This window comes from Bacillus sp. AK124 (assembly GCF_053903085.1).
Genome location: NZ_CP096378.1, coordinates 726,612 through 745,256, shown reverse-complemented (window position 1 = coordinate 745,256; position 18,645 = coordinate 726,612). Strand labels below are relative to the sequence as shown.

Below are 18,645 nucleotides of genomic sequence, written 5' to 3'. Positions count from 1 at the left end.
TGCTGTTACCGGTGCTCATTTTGTGTAAACTGCCAGTAATCAAAATTAAACAAGTTGCCTGAACTGTTTCCGGTAAATACAAAATAGACGTTGTGAACACCGGTTGCGCCGCTCACAGTGGTTTCTATTTCTCTCCAAGTCTGCGCTCCGCCTGTGGAAGGTACATTCAGAGTTCCCACAAGCTTACCTGTTACACTGTCGAGACGGACTTCAATTTTACCGCCTGCAGTGGAAGCGACATTGGCTTTAAATGTCCTCGCTCCGCGCGTGCCGAAGTCAGCATTTCCTACAGCAATCCAGTCTCCGTTATGAATGCTTGTTACGTTTTGATTATTTTCCGGTCCGCCGGGTGCTGAGGATTTCTCCGTCAAAATGCGTCCATTCCAGGCAAACGTTTCAGCTTCTACCCGGTTATACGGATTCAAATTGGCAAGCTGAGACACTCCCCTGTAATTTGCCGCCACCTCTTGAATGGACCCGTTTGCAAGATGGACCAGCTTATTGATATGGGGAGAACGGTATCCTTTGCCGGCTCCGAACAAAGCGAAACTGACAGTTTGAGCATGGTACACCACATACCACTCGTTTTTAAAATTGAAAACAGCATGATGGTTGTTTCCGCCAGCCCCGAAGAATGCACCCGGATTTTTCAGGAAATGCCCTCTATACGTAAAGGGCCCCATGGGACTTGAGCTGGTCATGTAGCCGATTTCACCCGGTGGTATATTGGCCGGGTGCACACCGCTGAAATTGATGCAATAGGAATAGTAATATTTTCCGTTATGTTTATGAATTCCCGAGTCTTCAAACATGAAAGGCGCATCAATCACAGACGCGCTTCCAACAACGCTGGTCATATCGTTCCCCAATTTTATGACTCGTGCTGTTTTAGGATTTGCCCATTGCTCCTGCGTTGGATTTGAACCGCCGGGGATGCCTCCACCGGCATACAGATAACCGGTGCCATCGTCATCTACGAACACTGCCGGATCAAATAGCCAAACAACGCCGGACATTCCCGGTGTACTTATTGTAACCAACGCTTTTCCAATCGGATCTGTCCACGGCCCGGTCGGGCTGTCTGCGGTGAGGACCCCGATACCTCCGCCGCCGTTTGCAAAGTAAAGGAAGAATTTATCCTTACCATTTATCTTTTTAACTGCGACTGACGGGGCCCAGGACGCGCCTGCCCATTTCGCAATCCCCCGGCCGCCATTAGCCCCGTTGGCACCTGCCACCGGAATGGCTCCGTGATCTGTCCAGTTCACCATATCCGCTGAAGAGATGACGAACACTTTGTTCAAATTGGCAAATGAATTATCCTTAATCGTTCCGTTGCTGTTATATTCATAATCGTCACTGGACATATAGATGTAGACTCTTCCGTTATAGGTCAGCGCAAAGGGATCCGCTCCTAAATGATGGTCTATAAGCGGGTTAGAATTCCCTACATGTTTTGCAATGGTTGTGCTGGCAGCAAGTACAGATTTCCCAGGTATACAGCTCATGAATAGCACAAGAACCAATAAACATGCACCGCACTTCATTTTCATAACCAACATCCTCCTTTTATCTATAAAATCAGGCGAGTTGCCGATTTTTCCGGCAGAAGCCCCTGTCTTTGAAAAGTGCGATCCGGCTTTGGGGCGATTTCTAATCTTGAAGCAGCTTCTTTCATAGCTCTATTCCTTCGCGAAGCCGGGCCTAGCCCTCTTCCGGAAGAACGCGTTCAGAATCTTGGCCAACCGCAATAACCTGACCGGTGATTTATCTGCCGGCGCTTTGCTCTTCTTTCTCCGCATCCCCTCCTGTAGTTCATATTTAATAACCGTTTTGCATAAGCGTTGATCATACAAACTTTTACATTTAGCGCCTTCAAAAACTTACCATAATTTTTTAAGCATATTAAGTGTCTTTTATCATTTCTTTTTCATAATCTAAAATTGATTCTTATGAACTAATTTCATTTTTCTAAAAGAAAATAGGGTTGTTTTATAGACATCCGTACGTTGCCTAGAGGTGATTCTTAATCGCGGAAAGAAAAAGAGTTTAAGTTGAATCAGCGGAGCATTACAGCTTCCCCGAAGACGGAAAAGCGGAGATATTATAAATCATCATGTTTTGGATTTTTTAAGGAACGGGCGGCGACTTGACAAGCGAGCTGAATCCGGAGGAATGATCGAAAAGCTGAGTGCCGCTGAGGAAAGCGGCAACCTCTTATAATCAGGAGAAAATAAAGAAAAGACTTAAAGCAATCGCAGTCTGAACAAGCGAAATCAAAGCCAAGTGTCCTAACGGAGTCTTGGCTTTTTTGATGTATGTATCATAAATGGCATTAACAGTAAAGAAACAAACGTATCCTATTAGCGATTCAATGATGAGCATGGTAGACCTCCTTTTGGTCAGCTCCTTCGAATGTATATACAATCAAAGTTCGACATAATACCCTCTGATCCTTTTTTAGCGATCCCTAAGTCGATTACACGGTGCCTCTGCTATACCGATTCCAAAGAAAAGCCAATTTCTGAAAATAAATGAAACTTTATGCTAAAATTAAAGGAAAACAGGTTTGAGGTGCAGTAAACTTATGATCCAACACAGTGTCTTTCTTGAGGGAGAATATACATTACAGGATATGAGATACTTCTTTTTTTATTGGCTTAAAAAATACGCATTCCTTTATTTTATTCTTATTTTTCTATTGTTGGTCTGGGTGTTTTCCGTCGATGGGAAGATGCCGATTACCGTTTATCATAGTGAAACACTCGAATTGTTGTTGAATGGACTTCTCATGATTGTACTTTCAATAATATTAACCTCACTTTTAATTGGTTTTTTTTATATCCGGATGCAAATTGTCTATCGGAAAAATGAACGGCTAAAACGTAAAAGAACTTACACTATCAATCCACAAGGAATTCAGATTCAATTTAAGAATTTCGATACGTTGTTTCAATGGTATGAAGTGACAGCAGTAACAGAATATAAACGCCTCATCCTCATGAAAACGTCAAGCAGCCAGATGATTTTGATACCGAAACGCTTTTTCACATTTGAAAATGAACTTCATTCTTTCAGAGAGCTTGTGACTACATATGGGCAGGCCAAAAAATTGAAATTGCAATCTTAAGAAGATGGATTTCTCTTTTTTGTATATCCATTTTCATTTCGTAAAAGGAAGCTTTATTCTTTAGTGATTGTAACCAAATGTATCAGAGGAGAATGCTATTTTTAGAAAACCATTAATAATAAGAATGTCCCTATAATGAATCCAGTCGATAAATAAAAGGCGGTTGATAGTAATGAATAATGCAATACTAAAAAAATTACACCCACATATAGAGGAAGAGGTTACACTTGAAATAAACGGATTTGAATTCACTGGATTTTCAACTATTTGCCCCTATGTCATTGAAGAAGGGAGAGAGTATCCTGTTTTTATTAGCTTCACAATTTTAGATCAGTCAGACCTTCTTGAGTTAGATAAGGAAATCAAAGAATTAGCACGAATTGATGATAGTTATAGATATTATATACGCGGAATACTACATGAAGATTATATTGATGCAGGAATAAAAATTTATGATGACAATGGATATTTTAATGATTATAAATATCTGGCAGGTAAACCCGTAGAGTTATTAGTTGACAGAATAGCAGTTGATTTTCTTGATAATAACTAATGACCAATCGGCAAGAAACCATTCAAAATAAAATAGATTGATGAAAGTCAAAAAAGTTTTAAAACAGTTCTTTAATCTCGAGTTTATAGAATTTGAAAATTATGATCCTGAGTGGTTGCAAGTATTTGACGCACCATTGGAACGATTTAGCCTAATTTTCTCCACCCTTCTTCCTTCCTCTTCATTATGATTCATTTTCAGTGAACCACAGGATTTATTGTCCATTCTTTTCTATAAAGTGGTAAACTTTTTTCTGAATAAGTCTTTTGAAAGGGTTTGACGTATGAAAGTCTTTGAAGCGAGTTCTTTAATTGAAGCAGCGAACAAACGTAAGAAAGAATATGAAGCCTTTGAAGAACAACTGCAAACACTGAAAAAAGCGTTTCTGGGCGTTGCTGATTTAGGTGATGACTTTGAGGGAAAAGGCGCGGACAACATCAAAGACTTCTTTAGAGGACAGGCCGAGATCGTTGATAGTTGGCTCAAGCTTGTCGATGCACAGATCGCTTTTTTTAAAGGGGTTTCCGGCGATATTAAAGATCAAAAGCTGTCCAATTCATATGTGGAAGTCTCCTTTCTGGATCATGAGCTGAAAAATGCGGATTTGAAAGCAACGGAAATCGTCTCAGGGCTCAAGCTGGAAATGGATAAGATCATCGCCAGCGTAAGCGATATTGTTGACTTGGATAATTGGACGCTAGATGACTATATTGATAAAATGGGCAAGGCACAAGAAACTCGCCAGAACACGATCGATGCTGTCAACAAGCTTGACGAATCGTTAAAAACCGAATACTCAAATTTAGAAGCTCTTGACAATACAGTGCTCGCTAAGTATTCCGGTCTAATGGAAGCAACAAGCCATGGAAAAAGTGCGGCTCCGATGCATTTTAGTTTGAAGTCTTTTCATTCCAGTGAAATCTACAAGAATACGATGGAAGTTGAAAAACAGGCCACTAATTACATCGACTCCAAAAGCGAACAAGCCGAAGCCCGGCAACTGCAGGAAAAACAAGAAGAAGAAGCAAACAAGCCTTGGTATTTAAAAACGCTTGATGCTGGTGGAACATTTTTAGGAGAAATCAGCGGGTACTATGATTATAAAAGAGCTGCTGAAGGGATTGACCCGATCACAGGCGAGAAATTAACGGATGGCCAGCGAGTCGCCGCCGGAGCGATGGGTGCGGCCGGCTATATCCCGGTTGTCGGCTGGTTAGGCAAAGGTGCAAAAGGGATCAAAGGTGTATACAGCATGTACAAGGCCGAAAAAGCAGTCACAACTGTAGACAAAGCTCTGGCTGCTTACAAAACCCCGAAAACCTTCCACGCTCTGAAAAACTCTGAAAAAGGCCTATATGGACTGGCCGCGGCTAATGGCTTCAGCGAAACCATCACCGGACGGGATATGCTCGGAAATAAGATTTCGGATGAACAGCGACAGGATAGCCTAAATCGTGCAATCGCAATGATAGCACCTTTCGGTATGCAGAAAGCCGGAAAAGTGCTGAGTGTAAACTCACATAACGGTAGGGCCACTAATCTTTACAGAGGTGAAGACTTTCCTTATGAGCCTAAAAGACCAAACGGCATAGGCAAGTCTCATATTTCCCCTGAAACCGGTAATCTTGTACCTGCCAACAAAACTGGTATGTACCAAGGTCGTCAGGTTACTGTAACAGAGCACGTCCTTGGAGGATATAGAAAAGGCGGGAAATCCAACAGCCCATATACAAGTTTTACAATAAATCAAAAAGTTGCAAAGGGATACGGTGAAAATACAATAGAACTCGACATATCTGCTCTCCGTAAAGCCATCAGGTCTGGTGAAGTGAAGGATATTGTAATTTTATCTCCTAAACAAATCGAAAGGTTAATCAAAAATGATACTCGACAGTCTGAATACTGGAAAAACAAAGCTTTAAAATGGACTCAAAGAGACACTGAATACTTTGTAAAAGGTGAAGTTCCAAAACAATTTATCAAAGTACATCCGAAGGAGTGATAAATATGCTTCTATATTATAAAAATGAATGCTTGGGTGAAATAAAAGGCGCTACTGTTGAAGGTGTCTGGATGTATGGAACAATCATTCCTAATGAAAACATGGAAAAGTTCAAAGATTTCTTTAAGGCTGTAGTAAACGAGGATGACCCTTTTGCCATTGAACAGTATAGTGAAGAATGGTTAGATGATGAAAATTGGTTTATTATTGATGAAAAGCAAAAAAAGGTTGGTATATCCCTTCCAGGGATTTACGAAAATGATAATGAAATAAATTGGAGATGGAGATAAGAAGGCCCTTATTAGAGGCCTTTTTGTATTACTTCAGTAGTGATTCAAGTTTTGCTTTCGTTTTCGGTCCGTAAATACCATCCGCAGACAACTCGTACATCAGCTGGAACCGTTTGACCGCGTTCGCCGTTTTCGGCCCGCAGCAGCCATTTCTATGTCGTTATTCTTTGCCTCTTTGTATGGATAGAAATAGAGGGCAGCTAAAGCCTCTTGAATCCGCCGAACGGCCGTTCCTTTCATGAGTGGGCTTTTTATCTTAAAGATGCCCGCAGGCAGCGTGTAGGATGATTTTTTGTCGCTCGAGGAAAGCTTTTTTTTTCCGCTGCAATATGAGGACCGATGACCCGCCATACATGTTCATTAAGCCTTTCAAAGGCTCTTGCACAAACATCAAAACTCCCCAAAAAACAAAAAAACCACCATCATATGTATGGTGGAGACGGTGGGAGTCGAACCCACGTCCAGAAACGTCGATTGCTTCAGCGTCTACGAGCGTAGCCCTGCATATTTAGTTTCGCTCATCTTCGTGCCTGCGGGCAGGCCCTCGGAGAGCTAGTCTGATAAGTCTCTTCCTGCGCTCTCAGACGGGAGCGCAAGCGTAGCCTACTTCGTTATGGGCTCTTAACCGGCACATAGGCGATGCGGGCAAGAGCTCGCTGCGCTAATTAGGCAGCTAGTGCTAAGTTCTGGTTAGATTTGCCAGTTATATTTAGGTGCGTTTTTACGAGATCGCCTCTCGGCTCGCAACTCAAGCTCGATCCGTCCCTGTCGAATCCGTAACGTCCCCTTGGATGAAAAGGAAGTCGGATAACTGGCTGCATCACTATTATAACAAGATCACGCGTCAATTCCAAATGGTAATGTCTGTGATCACGTTCATATAGGATAACATGGGTTCCGGCTTTAGATCAAGCCTTTTTGCCTGTCGCGGAAAGCTCTTTCGATTTCACGTTTGGCGTCTTTTCGCTTTAAGTCTTCGCGTTTGTCGAATTTCTTCTTCCCTTTTCCGAGTCCGAGCAGCACTTTCGCAAAACCGTTCTTCAAATAAATCTTGAGCGGTACGAGCGAGTATCCCTGCTCTTTCGTCAAACCGATCAATTTGTTGATCTGCTTGCGGTGCATCAAAAGCTTTCTCGTCCGCAACGGATCATGGTTGTAGCGGTTCCCCTGCTCATACGGGCTGATGTGCATATTGTGAAGGAACACTTCCCCGCGCTCAATTTTGGCGAACGCGTCCTTTAAATTCACCCGTCCGGCGCGAATGGACTTGATTTCCGTACCTTGAAGCACGATGCCTGTTTCGTATGTTTCTTCTATAAAATAATCATGATTTGCTTTTTTATTTTGGGAAACAACCTTCCCTTCTCCCTTTGGCATACGGCAACCTCCTCCCGCCTTCAATCTCACATTCAAAAGGGCGGCGAATACGTATTATTCTATCAAATGAACGTTCGCCTTACAATTTCGCCGCCCTTTTTTTGACGTGTGCCGTCTATTTTTTCTTTTTCTTGCGTTTTTGTTTCGGCGCGTTTTGAAAACCGCGTTTTTTCTTTACTTTTTTCTTTTTCGGCTTGGTGAACCATTCCCCTTTGTCAGCCGATGGAGCATCCTTTTTAGGACCCTTTTTCTGTTTTGGCTCCGGTTTCTGCCGGCGGCGGGAGCCTTTCATGCCGACGATTTCAAAATCGATGTTCCGCTCGTCTTTATTGACGTCAACGACGCGGACCGTAATCTCATCGCCGATCCGGTAGACGTTGCCCGTACGCTCGCCGATCATGGCATAGTGCTGTTCATCATAACGGTAAAAATCGTCTGTCATAAAGCTGACGTGGACAAGCCCTTCGATCGTGTTCGGCAGCTCGACAAACATGCCGAAGTTCGTAACGGAACTGATCACACCGTCAAATTCTTCACCGATCTTATCCAGCATAAATTCGGTTTTTTTCAAATCATCCGTTTCCCGCTCGGCATCTACGGCATTGCGTTCCATATTTGACGTATGCTCGGCGATCTCAGGCAGTTTTTCGGCCCATTTCTCCCTTGTCGCTTCGTCTGTCTTGCCCTGAATCAAATACGTCCTGATCAGCCTGTGGACGATCAAGTCAGGGTAGCGGCGAATCGGTGACGTGAAATGGGTGTAGAATTCAGTCGACAAGCCGAAGTGTCCGAGGCTTTGCGGATCGTATTTCGCCTGCTTCATCGATCTGAGCATAACCGTTGAAATTACGGCTTCTTCAGGACGATCCCTGACTTCTTCAAGCACGCTTTGCAGCGCTTTCGGATGGATGCTTCCGGCCGTCCCTTTGACGACATAGCCGAATGTCGTAACGAACTCAAGAAATCTCTGGAGCTTTTCTTGATCCGGATCTTCGTGAATCCGGTAAATAAACGGAACATTCATCCAATGAAAGTGCTCGGCGACCGTTTCATTGGCGACAAGCATAAATTCTTCGATCAGCTTTTCTGCTGTCGACCGTTCTCTCAAGACGACGTCCTTCGCTTTTCCTTCTTCGTCGACGAGTACCTTCGCTTCCTTAAAGTCAAAGTCGACGGCACCGCGTTCCATCCGCTTGCCGCGCAGAATCGCAGCCAAGTCTTCCATGTCTTTGAACATCGGGACAAGCGCCTCATATTTCTGCTTCAGCTCTTCATCGTCATCGACTAAAATCTTGTTCACGTCAGAATAAGTCATCCGCTCGGTCGTTTTAATGACACTTTGAAAAATTTCGTGTTCGACGACTTGCCCTTGAGGATTAATGAGCATTTCGCACGACAAAGTCAGCCGGTCAACCTTCGGATTTAAGGAGCAGATTCCATTCGACAGCCTGTGCGGGATCATCGGAATCACCCGGTCGACAAGATAGACGCTCGTGCCGCGTTCATATGCTTCCTGGTCAATCGGAGACCCTTCTGTGACATAATGGCTGACATCGGCAATGTGGACGCCGAGTTTATAATGGCCGTTTTTGAGTTTTGTGACGGTAACGGCATCATCCAAGTCTTTGGCATCTGCGCCGTCGATCGTGACGATCGTTTGATCGCGCAGATCCCGTCTGCCTTCAAGATCTTTTTCATCGATTGTATCAGGCGTATTGCCGGCTTGTTCCATCGCCTCAGCCGGAAAGTCTCCCGGGAGGCCATGCTTATGAATGATGGAAAGGATATCGATGCCGGGGTCGTTTTTGTGGCCGAGAATCTCGATAACTTCCCCTTCCGCACTCATCCGGCCTTCAGGATAGCTTGTCAGGCGGACGACGACTTTGTGCCCCTCGACGGCGCCGTTTTTGGCGTGCTTCGGAATAAAGATGTCATTCGTGATTTTTTTATCGTCGGGAATGACGAAGCCGAAGTTTTTCGTCTCTGTATACGTGCCGACAATCTTCTGAATGCTGCGCTCAATGATGCGGATGATGGCCCCTTCTTTTTTTGTACCTCCGGACTCCGTACTCAGGCGGACAAGCACGGTATCTCCGTTCATTGCCGTATTCAACTCAGACGGCGGAATGAAGACATCGTCAAGCGAGGAATCTTCGGGGAGAACAAACGCGAAGCCTTTCGCGTGCGCCGACACCTTCCCTTTGATCAAATTCATTTTTTCGGGCAAACCGTAGCGGTTGCTTCTCGTTCTGACGACCAGCCCTTTTTCTTCAAGGGTTACAAGAGCTTTGACAAGCTCTTTGTATTCGTCCGAATCGGTGATTTCCAGCATCTCTTCCAGTTCCTGAACTGTAAGAGGTTTATACGCTTCTTCTTTCATAAAGGAGAGAAGCTTATCCATAAATTCTTCTTTTTCCACTAACCAGACCTCCTTATGTCTGCCAATCCAGCGTTTCTAAAAATTGATACACATCCTTGTGCAGTGCTTCGCGTTCTTTATCCAATGTGATGGCATGACCGGATTCTTCATACCATTTCAGCTGCTTATCATCCGTTTCAACTTCATTGTAGATGATGTTCGCGCTGTCCGTATTAATCATATGATCGTGGCGCGCCTGCACGACAAATGTAGGCGAATAGATCATGTCCACATGCTCTCTGACATCGGCAATCAAATCCTGCAGTGCTTTCAACGTGTTCATCGGCGTTTTTTTGAATTCTTCCATCTCAGCGTCAATCTGTTCCGCTGTCTTGCCTTCAAATTTCTTATAATTGCGGGCATACTCAAGCACACCCTCGTACATCGTCTCTTCGCTTTTGATATACATCGGCGCGCACATTGGAACAATTCCCTTTATGGGTACAGTGTAACCCAATTTCAATGAAAAAACCCCTCCGAGAGACAGACCGCAAGCGGCGATTTGTTCATACCCTTCCGATTTCAAATATTCATACCCGTTCATGACGTCTTTCCACCAGTCTTCCGGCCCTGTAGAAAGAAGTTCTTCCGGAGGCACGCCGTGGCCTTTATATTGGGGCGCATGGCATGTGTAGCCTTTTTCATTCAAATATCTTCCGAGCATTCTCACGTCCGCCGTGTTGCCGGTAAATCCGTGCAGCAGCAGGACTGCTTTTTTTCCGCCTTTAAATGTGAAAGGTTGTGGTTTGACGATTTTCATGATTCACTGTCTCCTTTTCATATGTATTCTTCCACGTTTAGTCTTGAAACAAACTTTATCAATCGGCCGGTCTCTTCATACAAAGACCTGCAAATAGGAAAAAGGCCTGACTTGAACATCAGACCTCATGCTTCATTGTCTTATACAAAGTAAGCAAGCGCAATCGTTAAGAAAAAGAAAAGCACGGTTAAAACGACCGTCATCCGGTGGAGAATCAAATCAAGTCCTCTTGCTTTCTGCTTTCCGAAAAGCTGCTCGGCTCCGCCGGAAATTGCGCCTGATAATCCGGCGCTTTTGCCGGATTGCAGTAAAACGACAACGATCAGTACGATACTTACAATCACTAATAAGACCGTTAAAAATGCGGCCATAACCTACACCTCCAGACAAACTGGCTGACAATAGTTTTATTTTACATGAAAAGCAAGCGCATGTCACGAGCGTTTCGAACAGCTTTTTTTATTTTTTCCCAGCGCCTGAATAAGGTATACAAAAAAAAGGAGCGGCTATGCTCCCTATCAGGCGGAATATGTAATCATTTTTCTGACAAGGCCGCCATCATATCTTCCAGCAGCATTTCTGCTCCCCTTGGGCTGAGTACGATTTTGCCGCCCGCATACGTTTTATTTTTGGTGGTGATGTCGCCGGTCATCAAGCATGCCATGTTGGCGGCGTATTTTGTCAAAATGATGTTTTCTCCGTCGGTGTATATTTCGAGCGGGTCCTTTTCATTGATATTCAGCACCCTGCGCATTTCGACCGGGAGAACGACTCTGCCGAGCTCATCGATTCTCCGGACAATTCCCGTATTTTTCACGTTTGAAAAGCCTCCTTTTTTCCTTTGTTTATTGACATTTGTCAACATCTTTATAATAAAAGAGATCTTCAAATTTTTTGTTGAAATACTGAATCATCTTTCCGATCACAAGCTGTCCGGGCCTCCTTTCGCCATTTAAAACTCTGCTCAGAGTCGCCGGGGATACGCCGATTTCAATGGCAAGCTGATTTAAGGAGAGATTGTGTTCAATCATATACTGGAGAACAAAATCTCTTTTGATATGAATCTTTTTTACCATGATTACTCCCCTTTCTAACCTCTTATGTTTCTTTTTGTCTATATTGAACATAAACGATTTGTTAACTTTTGTCAATACTTTTATCATCCATATGTTTCCTATAGGCAATATTCGTACTAAAATATTTTATAATAAGAGATTGCGAGGTTTTGGCCATGACGAACTTTGGATACCATTTACGACAATTAAGGGAACGGAAAAAACTGACCGTCAATCAGCTGGCGATGTATTCCGGCGTCAGTTCGGCCGGCATTTCGCGAATTGAAAACGGAAAGCGCGGCGTGCCGAAGCCGGCGACGATCAGAAAACTGGCGGACGCTTTGAAAGTCCCGTATGAGGAACTGATGGCATCCGCAGGCTATATCAGCGCATCTACAGTCCAGGAAGCAAGAAGCAGCTACGATTCCATTTACGACATCGTTTCACAGTACGATTTAGAGGATCTTTCTCTGTTTGACAGCGAAAAGTGGAAGGTGCTCTCAAAGAAAGACATCGAAAACCTGGACAAATATTTCGACTTTCTCGTGCAGGAAGCAAGCAGCCGAAACAAAAACTGAATACCTTCTCCGCAGCGCACGCCCCCCTTTTTATCATTTTCGTCTGTTTTCGACCCTGCTGTTATTTTATCCCTTATGTTAACTTTTGTCAATATTTTTCCTGTCTAAGTATTTCCTTTAGTCAACATTTGTATTAAACTGTTTATATCATGAATTTGCGGGGGAGATGGCGATGACAATGTTCGGCGAACGACTCAAAGAGCTGAGGGAACAAAGAAGCCTGTCTGTTAATCAGCTTGCTATGTATGCCGGTGTGAGCGCCGCTGCCATTTCCAGAATCGAAAACGGCCACCGCGGCGTTCCAAAGCCCGCGACGATCAGAAAATTGGCCGATGCTCTGAAAATGCCGTACGAGCAGCTCATGGATATTGCCGGTTATATGAGGGCTGACGAGATTCGCGAACAACCGCGCGGCTATGTCACGATGCAGGACATCGCGGCCAAGCATGGCGTCGAAGATCTGTGGCTGTTTGAGCCCGGAAAATGGGACTGCTTGTCCCGCGAAGACCTGCTCAACCTCGAACAGTACTTTCATTTTTTGGTCAATGAAGCGAAAAAACGCCAATCATAAAAAGCCGAATTTCTCTTTAGCAGAAATTCGGCTTTTTTCGGCTGCCATTTAAGCGGCATCCGGATTCGGCGTCTTGCCTTTATGATGCTTAACGGGGCTCAGCGCACGTTCAAGCCATCCCATGAACAGATCGGCGATGATCGCCATCAGTGCCGTCGGGATCGCGCCTGCCAGAATGATCGCTGTTCCGTTGGTCGCGTTTGACCCCCTGACAATGATGTCCCCGAGGCCGCCAGCGCCGACAAACGTGCCGATGGCCGTGATGCCGATCGCGATGACGAGCGCGGTTCTGAGCCCTGCCATAATGACCGACAAAGCGAGCGGAAGCTCCACCATCCGGAGCACTTGAAATTTCGTCATGCCCATCGCCTTCCCTGATTCAAGGTAGGCGTGCTCAATGCTGACGATTCCCGTATATGTGTTTCGAATAATCGGCAAAAGCGAATACAAAAACAATGATAGAATCACCGTGTTGGCGCCGAGTCCCATGACTAGCATCAAGACGGCGAGCATCGCAAGCGCCGGAATCGTTTGAATGACATTGGTGATGGAAAAGACCCATTTGCTGATCTTCCGGTATCTGGCGATGAAAATACCAACAGGGATGCCGACGACGGCGGCGAATAATACGCCGTATGCCGACATTAAAAAGTGTCGGTAAAATTCCCCCAGCACATAGCTCCCGTTTTGCGCATAATACGTCCAAAGCTGCTGCAGCACTTCCATTTGTCAGCCCCTCCTTTTACTCAAAATAATTGTGCTTCTTTAAAAATTCGGCCGCGACGACAGAAGGCTCTTTCAGTTTTCCATCAACTTCGTAATTGAGCTCCTGCATCGTTTCGGTATCGATTTTTCCGATCAGTTTATTGATGGTCTCTTTAAGCTCTGGATGTTCCTTCAGCACTTTTTCCGGCACGACCGGCGAACAGTCATACGGCGGGAAAAAGCGTTTATCGTCTTTTAACAGCTTTAAATCATAGGCTTTGATCCTGCCGTCCGTTGAATAGGCAAGAACGATATCCATTTTGCCGTTTTTGACGGCGTCATAAACGAGTCCGATCTGCATTGGAAAGGTCGAGCCGAATGAAAATCCGTATTCCTGTTTAAATCCCGGATATCCGTCGCCTTTTCGTTTCAGCCAGGCATTGTCAACGCCAAGCTTCAGTTTATCCGCGTCTTTTTTCAGATCGGATATGGTTTCATAGTTCCCTTTTTCAGCGAGTTCTTTCGTGACTGTAAAAGCGTACGTATTGTCAAATCCGTAAGAATCAAACCATTTGTAGTTGAATTTCTTTTTAAAGTCCTGCTGTACGATGTGAAGCGCTTTTTCCGGGTCTTTCTCCGCTTCCCTTCCTAGCGTACTTGTCAGATCGGTTCCCGAATAGCGCGTCGCTGAAATGTCGATGTCTCCGCCGAGCATGGCCTGGTGCTGCACATAGTTTGAGCCGAGGTTTTTGACAAGCACCGTATTGAGATCTGTATCATGCTCGATCAAAAGCGAGATCATATTGGCAAGAATTTCGGATTCGGTCAGGTTTTGCGCCCCGATTTTGATCGTTTTATCGGAAGCCCCGCCAAGACCCGGCAGCGCACAGCCGCTGATCAAAAGCGAGAAGACCAGCATGACGGCGCCGAGCCGTCTCAATTTTTTTGTTTGCATAAGAGCCAACTCCTTATGATACTTCCTTCATCCCTTTTAATCCTTGGGGCGTGACTTTGTCTTCGGTTTTCGACAGCATATAGTCGATCACAATGGCCAGTATCGTAACCGGCACCGCTCCGGCGATAATGTACTCAGGCTGGTACAGGTTGAGCCCGATAAAAATATAGTCGCCGAGTCCACCGCCGCCGATAAAAGCCGCGAGCGTCGCCCAGCCGATTAAGTAAACGGTGGAAGTCCGGATGCCTGCCATGATCACCGGCACCGACAGCGGCAGTTCGATCAGGCGGATTTGTTCCCATGCAGTCATACCGATTCCCTTTCCTGATTCAAGCAAATTTCGATTGACGCCTTTTACGCCCGTGTAAGTGTTTCTCAGAATCGGTAGGACTGAATAGAAAAACAGCGCGACAATCGCCGGAATCTTTCCCACTCCGAGGAGCGGAATAAAAAACGCCAGAATCGCCAAACTCGGCAGCGTTTGAATGATATTAACAATTCCAATCACGACGCCGGCCCCTTTTTTCATTCTCGTTAAAACGACACCGAGCGGAACCGCGATAATGATGCCGAGCAGCACCGCAAAAATGGATATATATAAGTGCTCCCATGTTTTATAAAGCATTTCCCCGCCGTTGTTCTGGAGAAATTGGACGATCTGATTCATGATTGATGCACCTCCCTACATTTAACGTTGGACAAGGGTTTCTTCATCTCCCCAAATCGAGTCGTACACGATGTCGACAAGGTTTGCCCTTGTGACAATTCCGACAAGGCGCCCTTCTTCATCAAGAACGGGAACATATTTGAATCCTCTTTTCAAAATTTTTCGGACGGTATCTCTGATGAGCGTGCCTTTTTGAACGGAGTAGACATTCTCATTGACAACCTCTCCGACCGTGACGGCTTTTTTCCGGTATTGATCGATGATTTCAACATCGATATATCCTTTTAAGACATTGCGTTCGTCCACAACAAGCAGTGAATCGACGCGGCGCTCCCTCATCACTTGAATCGCTTCAGTCAGGTTTTTTTCACTCGTAATCGTGACCGGATTCGGATTCATCACTTGTTCGACATGCTCGATGTCAGGACGGGACTGAAGAAGCCGTTCTTTTCCGATGAACTCCTCAACGAATTCATCAGCCGGATTCCGCAAAATGTCGTCAGGCGTTCCGACTTGAACAATCTCGCCGGCACGAAGAATCACAATTCTGTCGGCAAGCTTGATCGCTTCATCCATATCGTGGGTCACAAAGACAATCGTTTTGTCCAGCGATTTCTGCAGCTTTTTGAACTCTTCCTGAAGCGAATCACGGGTGATCGGGTCCAGCGCTCCGAACGGTTCATCCATTAAAATGAGGGGCGGCTCTGCCGCAAGCGCCCGCAGCACGCCGATTCTCTGCTGCTGTCCGCCGCTTAGTTCATGAGGATAGCGGTTCAAATATTCCGGCCCCATATCAACGAGCTGAAGCAGTTCCTCCGCCCGCTTCTTCCGCTTTTCTTCCGGCCATTTCAAAAGCCTTGGAACAAGCGTGATATTCTGCTGAATCGTCATATGGGGAAAGAGTCCGATTTGCTGAATGACATAGCCGATTTTCCGGCGCAGCTCCACCGGGTCCTGATCCATTATGTTTTCTCCGTCGATGTAAATGCTTCCTGAAGTCGGTTCAATTAAACGGTTGATCATTTTCATCGTCGTTGTCTTCCCGCAGCCGCTCGGTCCGATAAAGACGATAAATTCACCTTTTGCTATATCAAGATCAATGTTCTTGACCGCTTTTTTTCCGCCTTTATAAACCTTCGATACATTTTCTAGCTTCAGCAAAACGCACACCTCCATCTGTTTTTTAAAAATTTCAACATCTCATTTATTATAAAATACACTTTGTGAAATAAAAAGTTTACAAAGTGTTTAAATTATATACATAAGACATAAAAATATATGTTAACGGCATCAATCTGCTGGTTATTCTTAAAATTACGGCCGATTTCTTTATTTTCCTGCCGTTTTAGTGTTTTCAACCGCTAGCAAAATTATGATATATTGACAATAAAATTGGCTGCCCGAAGGGATGATGTGCTTTGGAGGAAAACGCTTTAAAGGCGATTAAACAAGCGGAAGAACATTTCATAGAAAAAATCGCGGAAAACATGAATACGTACGGTATATCATCAACTGTCGGCCGCGTGCTCGGGATTATCTATATGAACAGAAAGCCGATGACTTTAAATGAACTGTCAGAAGAAACGGGCATGAGCAAAACGAGAATGAGCCAGGTCGTCCGCGAAATGCTCGATTTAAATATAGCCGAAAAAGTTTTTGAAAAAGGCGTCCGCAAAGATTTGTACGATGTCGAACAAGATTATTACCAAACGTTTATTTCATTGTTTACGGCCAACTGGAGCAAAGTCGTCAAAAAGAACAGGATGATCGGGAAGAAAATCAGAAAAGAGCTGTTGGAAGCCCTTGAGGAAGAAGGCCTTTCACCCGAAACCGAAGCTAAAATCAATGAGCTGCTGGCAGAAACAAAACAATGGATCGATTACTGCGAGTGGCTTGACAATCTGATCGCGTTTTTAGAAAGCGAAGAAATCTTCAAGCATGTGCCGAAACCTTCATAAATTGAAAAAAAGCTGCAAAGAATAAAGCAGCTTTTTTTGCTTTTTCTCCAATCATCCCGACAAAACCGGAAACATCCCTTTTAAGCCCGTGCCGATCATGCCGACCGCCACGACCGCCAAAATCAAGCCCATCAGCCGGGTGATCACATTCATTTCCGTCTGCCCCAATTTGTTGCTGATCAGCGTCGAATAATGAAAAGCCGCAAACGTCAGCAGGAGGACGGCGGCGATGCCGATGATCATACCGCCAAAATGAACCAGGCTGCGGCTGCCGGCCGAAAGGCTCATCACCGTTGCAATCGTTCCGGGCCCCGAAATGATCGGAATGCTGAGCGGCGTCACCGAGATATCCTCTTTTTCCTTGCTCTCGCGGTGCTCATCATGATGGAGCGACTGAACATGAGACTGCTTCGCATTCAGCAGATTGTAGGCAATTCCGAAAATAAAAATACCGCCGGCAACTCGCAACGCATGGATGTTGATGTCAAAAAGCCTGAAGATGAACTCTCCGAATATGAGAAACGCGATCAGAATCAGAAACGATAAAATTGCTGCCTTTCTCGCCAATGCGGTGCGTTCTTTTGCTTCATAGCCTTCTGTGAGCGCCAAAAAGATCGGCACATTGCCTATCGGATTTGTGACGGCGAACAATGATACAAAAACATGGATGATAAAAGCAAACACGGTTTACCACTCCTTTCTTCGTAAAAAAATATGGGTAATCGATTTTTACCTCCGACGTTGGCCGCTTAAACTTTCAAAAAACAATGTCATCTTGCGGCACTTTCCTTTATAATAATTTTTTATAGGATAAAATAACTATTTCAAAGGAGATTTTATTTTTATGACATGTTCAAAGTGCGGCCATCAAACAGATGGCGGAAAATTTTGTGAGCAGTGCGGGGCAAGCTTGGCAGGCGGCAGTGCTGACAGCAAGGCTCCCGCTGAAACGCCGCAGGCAGCGAGGTACACGGAGGCGGCGAAACAAGCGTCTTCCATGTATTTTTCCTTTTGTTTAAAGGTATTGAAACGACCGTATACCGAAATGAAAAACGCGGGGGAACAGCACATCCTCAACAGCATCATCACAATGGTGATCTTTGCGCTTACAGTGCCGCTGATGTTTTACTTCGGCCTCAAAGGCTTTTTTGACTCTCTGGGGGACTATTCCGGATTATTCGGCCGATCCTACGCAATGCCGACATTTTTTGATATCGTCGTCAAGCCCGCTTTTACCTTTGCTATTTATATTTTCTTATTATTTGTTTTTACATACGCAGGTGTGCGCATTCGAGGTGTGCAAGCGACATTTAAGGAAGTGCTCGGACGGTTTGGAACGGTGCTTGTTCCTTTCGTCGCACTTCTGCTCGCCGCATTGCTCTTATCATTCATGCAAACGGGTTTGTTTGTATACATTCTTTTCTTTGCCCTTTGCGGTATCGCCTTTTTAATTCCGCCGGCTGTCATCTTGAGCTACCACGAAAAAGCGGCAGGCGCTGTTGATACGATTTACGCGACGCTGATCGTCTATTTGCTGACATTTATGTCTGTGCGGATCATGGGAGATTTGTTTCTTGAATATTTCGGAAGGATCGGAGGCTCTATATTAGGGCGGCTGTTTTAGT

General features: G+C 44.9%; 21 protein-coding genes, 1 other RNA gene and 1 pseudogene. 8 read left to right on the top strand and 15 right to left on the bottom strand.

The genetic code is table 11. The features are described 5' to 3' along the window. Positions 1 to 5 precede the first annotated feature (5 nt). Together M1E06_RS03625 and M1E06_RS03620 are read right to left on the bottom strand one after the other, a co-directional pair. On the bottom strand, positions 6 to 1,553 hold the full coding sequence (locus M1E06_RS03625; RefSeq protein ID WP_020452979.1) for a glycoside hydrolase family 43 protein: 1,548 nt from the start codon (positions 1,551 to 1,553) through the stop codon (positions 6 to 8). A 670-nt stretch (positions 1,554 to 2,223) separates the two neighbouring features. Next, a complete protein-coding gene (locus tag M1E06_RS03620) occupies positions 2,224 to 2,385 on the bottom strand; it encodes a hypothetical protein (protein WP_023856310.1) in 162 nt (53 codons plus the stop codon). A 202-nt stretch (positions 2,386 to 2,587) separates the two neighbouring features. Between M1E06_RS03620 and M1E06_RS03615 the strand changes: the two genes are divergently transcribed. The 4 genes from M1E06_RS03615 to M1E06_RS03600 all read left to right on the top strand — a co-directional run bounded on the left by M1E06_RS03615 (position 2,588) and on the right by M1E06_RS03600 (position 5,975). After that, positions 2,588 to 3,130, top strand: coding sequence for a YcxB family protein (locus M1E06_RS03615; protein ID WP_020452980.1), 543 nt, complete (start codon positions 2,588 to 2,590; stop codon positions 3,128 to 3,130). A 172-nt stretch (positions 3,131 to 3,302) separates the two neighbouring features. Continuing rightward, positions 3,303 to 3,683, top strand: a complete 381-nt coding sequence (locus tag M1E06_RS03610) for a hypothetical protein (protein ID WP_023856311.1) — start codon at positions 3,303 to 3,305, stop codon at positions 3,681 to 3,683. 283 nt (positions 3,684 to 3,966) lie between these two features. Continuing rightward, positions 3,967 to 5,685, top strand: a complete 1,719-nt coding sequence (locus M1E06_RS03605) for a ribonuclease YeeF family protein (RefSeq protein ID WP_020452982.1) — start codon at positions 3,967 to 3,969, stop codon at positions 5,683 to 5,685. A gap of 5 nt (positions 5,686 to 5,690) precedes the next feature. Beyond that, a complete protein-coding gene (locus tag M1E06_RS03600; RefSeq protein WP_003185302.1) occupies positions 5,691 to 5,975 on the top strand; it encodes a hypothetical protein in 285 nt (94 codons plus the stop codon). Positions 5,976 to 6,003: 28 nt separating this feature from the next. On the opposite strand, the pseudogene M1E06_RS03595 reads toward M1E06_RS03600, so the two are convergent. The 8 genes and pseudogenes from M1E06_RS03595 to M1E06_RS03560 form a co-directional block, all read right to left on the bottom strand. Then, positions 6,004 to 6,293: pseudogene (locus tag M1E06_RS03595) on the bottom strand (peptidoglycan-binding domain-containing protein); the annotation flags it as partial. A 113-nt stretch (positions 6,294 to 6,406) separates the two neighbouring features. Further along, positions 6,407 to 6,762, bottom strand: a transfer-messenger RNA (tmRNA) gene (gene ssrA / locus M1E06_RS03590). 116 nt (positions 6,763 to 6,878) lie between these two features. Beyond that, positions 6,879 to 7,352: an SsrA-binding protein SmpB gene (gene smpB / locus M1E06_RS03585; protein ID WP_009329604.1), complete on the bottom strand. Its 474-nt coding sequence runs from the start codon at positions 7,350 to 7,352 to the stop codon at positions 6,879 to 6,881. A gap of 115 nt (positions 7,353 to 7,467) precedes the next feature. Then, positions 7,468 to 9,771, bottom strand: coding sequence for a ribonuclease R (gene rnr, locus M1E06_RS03580; RefSeq protein WP_059230941.1), 2,304 nt, complete (start codon positions 9,769 to 9,771; stop codon positions 7,468 to 7,470). 13 nt (positions 9,772 to 9,784) lie between these two features. Next, positions 9,785 to 10,531: an alpha/beta hydrolase gene (locus M1E06_RS03575; protein WP_035337713.1), complete on the bottom strand. Its 747-nt coding sequence runs from the start codon at positions 10,529 to 10,531 to the stop codon at positions 9,785 to 9,787. Positions 10,532 to 10,671: 140 nt separating this feature from the next. After that, the gene (secG, locus tag M1E06_RS03570) at positions 10,672 to 10,902 is read right to left on the bottom strand and encodes a preprotein translocase subunit SecG (RefSeq protein ID WP_003185418.1); all 231 of its coding nucleotides are present in this window, start codon (positions 10,900 to 10,902) and stop codon (positions 10,672 to 10,674) included. 164 nt (positions 10,903 to 11,066) lie between these two features. Continuing rightward, complete coding sequence (locus M1E06_RS03565; RefSeq protein WP_020452985.1) at positions 11,067 to 11,348, bottom strand: AbrB/MazE/SpoVT family DNA-binding domain-containing protein; 282 nt, start codon at positions 11,346 to 11,348, stop codon at positions 11,067 to 11,069. Positions 11,349 to 11,376: 28 nt separating this feature from the next. Then, a complete protein-coding gene (locus M1E06_RS03560; protein ID WP_164470226.1) occupies positions 11,377 to 11,610 on the bottom strand; it encodes a helix-turn-helix domain-containing protein in 234 nt (77 codons plus the stop codon). 152 nt (positions 11,611 to 11,762) lie between these two features. On the opposite strand from M1E06_RS03560, the gene M1E06_RS03555 reads away from it, so the two are divergent. After that, positions 11,763 to 12,164 carry a transcriptional regulator gene (locus M1E06_RS03555; protein WP_020452987.1) on the top strand — a complete coding sequence of 134 codons (402 nt, stop codon included), beginning with the start codon at positions 11,763 to 11,765 and terminating at the stop codon, positions 12,162 to 12,164. A 172-nt stretch (positions 12,165 to 12,336) separates the two neighbouring features. Beyond that, on the top strand, positions 12,337 to 12,735 hold the full coding sequence (locus M1E06_RS03550) for a helix-turn-helix domain-containing protein (protein ID WP_023856314.1): 399 nt from the start codon (positions 12,337 to 12,339) through the stop codon (positions 12,733 to 12,735). 48 nt (positions 12,736 to 12,783) lie between these two features. Here the strand turns inward: M1E06_RS03550 and M1E06_RS03545 are convergent, their stop codons facing one another. The 4 genes from M1E06_RS03545 to M1E06_RS03530 are packed head-to-tail and all read right to left on the bottom strand — an operon-like array spanning position 12,784 to position 16,223. Further along, entirely contained in the window at positions 12,784 to 13,461 is a 678-nt protein-coding gene (locus M1E06_RS03545) for an ABC transporter permease (RefSeq protein ID WP_020452989.1), read from the bottom strand. 16 nt (positions 13,462 to 13,477) lie between these two features. Beyond that, positions 13,478 to 14,395 carry an osmoprotectant ABC transporter substrate-binding lipoprotein OpuCC gene (opuCC, locus tag M1E06_RS03540; RefSeq protein ID WP_020452990.1) on the bottom strand — a complete coding sequence of 306 codons (918 nt, stop codon included), beginning with the start codon at positions 14,393 to 14,395 and terminating at the stop codon, positions 13,478 to 13,480. Between the two features lie 13 nt (positions 14,396 to 14,408). Further along, positions 14,409 to 15,062: an ABC transporter permease gene (locus M1E06_RS03535; RefSeq protein ID WP_035337716.1), complete on the bottom strand. Its 654-nt coding sequence runs from the start codon at positions 15,060 to 15,062 to the stop codon at positions 14,409 to 14,411. A 21-nt stretch (positions 15,063 to 15,083) separates the two neighbouring features. Continuing rightward, positions 15,084 to 16,223: a betaine/proline/choline family ABC transporter ATP-binding protein gene (locus tag M1E06_RS03530; RefSeq protein WP_020452992.1), complete on the bottom strand. Its 1,140-nt coding sequence runs from the start codon at positions 16,221 to 16,223 to the stop codon at positions 15,084 to 15,086. Positions 16,224 to 16,480: 257 nt separating this feature from the next. On the opposite strand from M1E06_RS03530, the gene M1E06_RS03525 reads away from it, so the two are divergent. After that, on the top strand, positions 16,481 to 17,020 hold the full coding sequence (locus M1E06_RS03525) for a GbsR/MarR family transcriptional regulator (RefSeq protein WP_020452993.1): 540 nt from the start codon (positions 16,481 to 16,483) through the stop codon (positions 17,018 to 17,020). A gap of 51 nt (positions 17,021 to 17,071) precedes the next feature. Here the strand turns inward: M1E06_RS03525 and M1E06_RS03520 are convergent, their stop codons facing one another. Then, the gene (locus M1E06_RS03520; RefSeq protein WP_020452994.1) at positions 17,072 to 17,704 is read right to left on the bottom strand and encodes an NAAT family transporter; all 633 of its coding nucleotides are present in this window, start codon (positions 17,702 to 17,704) and stop codon (positions 17,072 to 17,074) included. A gap of 160 nt (positions 17,705 to 17,864) precedes the next feature. Here M1E06_RS03520 and M1E06_RS03515 point away from each other — a divergent pair, with 160 nt between their 5' ends. Further along, positions 17,865 to 18,644 (top strand): zinc ribbon domain-containing protein, encoded by a 780-nt coding sequence (locus M1E06_RS03515; RefSeq protein WP_020452995.1) that lies wholly within the window; start codon positions 17,865 to 17,867, stop codon positions 18,642 to 18,644. The last annotated feature ends 1 nt before the right edge of the window (position 18,645 follow it).

Bases quoted from the DNA above. Each gene is read 5' to 3' on its own strand.
- M1E06_RS03575 (WP_035337713.1), bottom strand. From the start codon at position 10,531: ATGAAAATCGTCAAACCACAACCTTTCACATTTAAAGGCGGAAAAAAA.
- smpB (WP_009329604.1), bottom strand. From the start codon at position 7,352: ATGCCAAAGGGAGAAGGGAAGGTTGTTTCCCAAAATAAAAAAGCAAAT.
- M1E06_RS03600 (WP_003185302.1), top strand. From the start codon at position 5,691: ATGCTTCTATATTATAAAAATGAATGCTTGGGTGAAATAAAAGGCGCT.
- M1E06_RS03615 (WP_020452980.1), top strand. From the start codon at position 2,588: ATGATCCAACACAGTGTCTTTCTTGAGGGAGAATATACATTACAGGAT.
- M1E06_RS03555 (WP_020452987.1), top strand. From the start codon at position 11,763: ATGACGAACTTTGGATACCATTTACGACAATTAAGGGAACGGAAAAAA.
- M1E06_RS03605 (WP_020452982.1), top strand. From the start codon at position 3,967: ATGAAAGTCTTTGAAGCGAGTTCTTTAATTGAAGCAGCGAACAAACGT.
- opuCC (WP_020452990.1), bottom strand. From the start codon at position 14,395: ATGCAAACAAAAAAATTGAGACGGCTCGGCGCCGTCATGCTGGTCTTC.
- M1E06_RS03515 (WP_020452995.1), top strand. From the start codon at position 17,865: ATGACATGTTCAAAGTGCGGCCATCAAACAGATGGCGGAAAATTTTGT.
- M1E06_RS03550 (WP_023856314.1), top strand. From the start codon at position 12,337: ATGACAATGTTCGGCGAACGACTCAAAGAGCTGAGGGAACAAAGAAGC.
- M1E06_RS03620 (WP_023856310.1), bottom strand. From the start codon at position 2,385: ATGCTCATCATTGAATCGCTAATAGGATACGTTTGTTTCTTTACTGTT.
- M1E06_RS03610 (WP_023856311.1), top strand. From the start codon at position 3,303: ATGAATAATGCAATACTAAAAAAATTACACCCACATATAGAGGAAGAG.
- secG (WP_003185418.1), bottom strand. From the start codon at position 10,902: ATGGCCGCATTTTTAACGGTCTTATTAGTGATTGTAAGTATCGTACTG.
- M1E06_RS03535 (WP_035337716.1), bottom strand. From the start codon at position 15,062: ATGAATCAGATCGTCCAATTTCTCCAGAACAACGGCGGGGAAATGCTT.
- M1E06_RS03625 (WP_020452979.1), bottom strand. From the start codon at position 1,553: ATGAAAATGAAGTGCGGTGCATGTTTATTGGTTCTTGTGCTATTCATG.
- M1E06_RS03545 (WP_020452989.1), bottom strand. From the start codon at position 13,461: ATGGAAGTGCTGCAGCAGCTTTGGACGTATTATGCGCAAAACGGGAGC.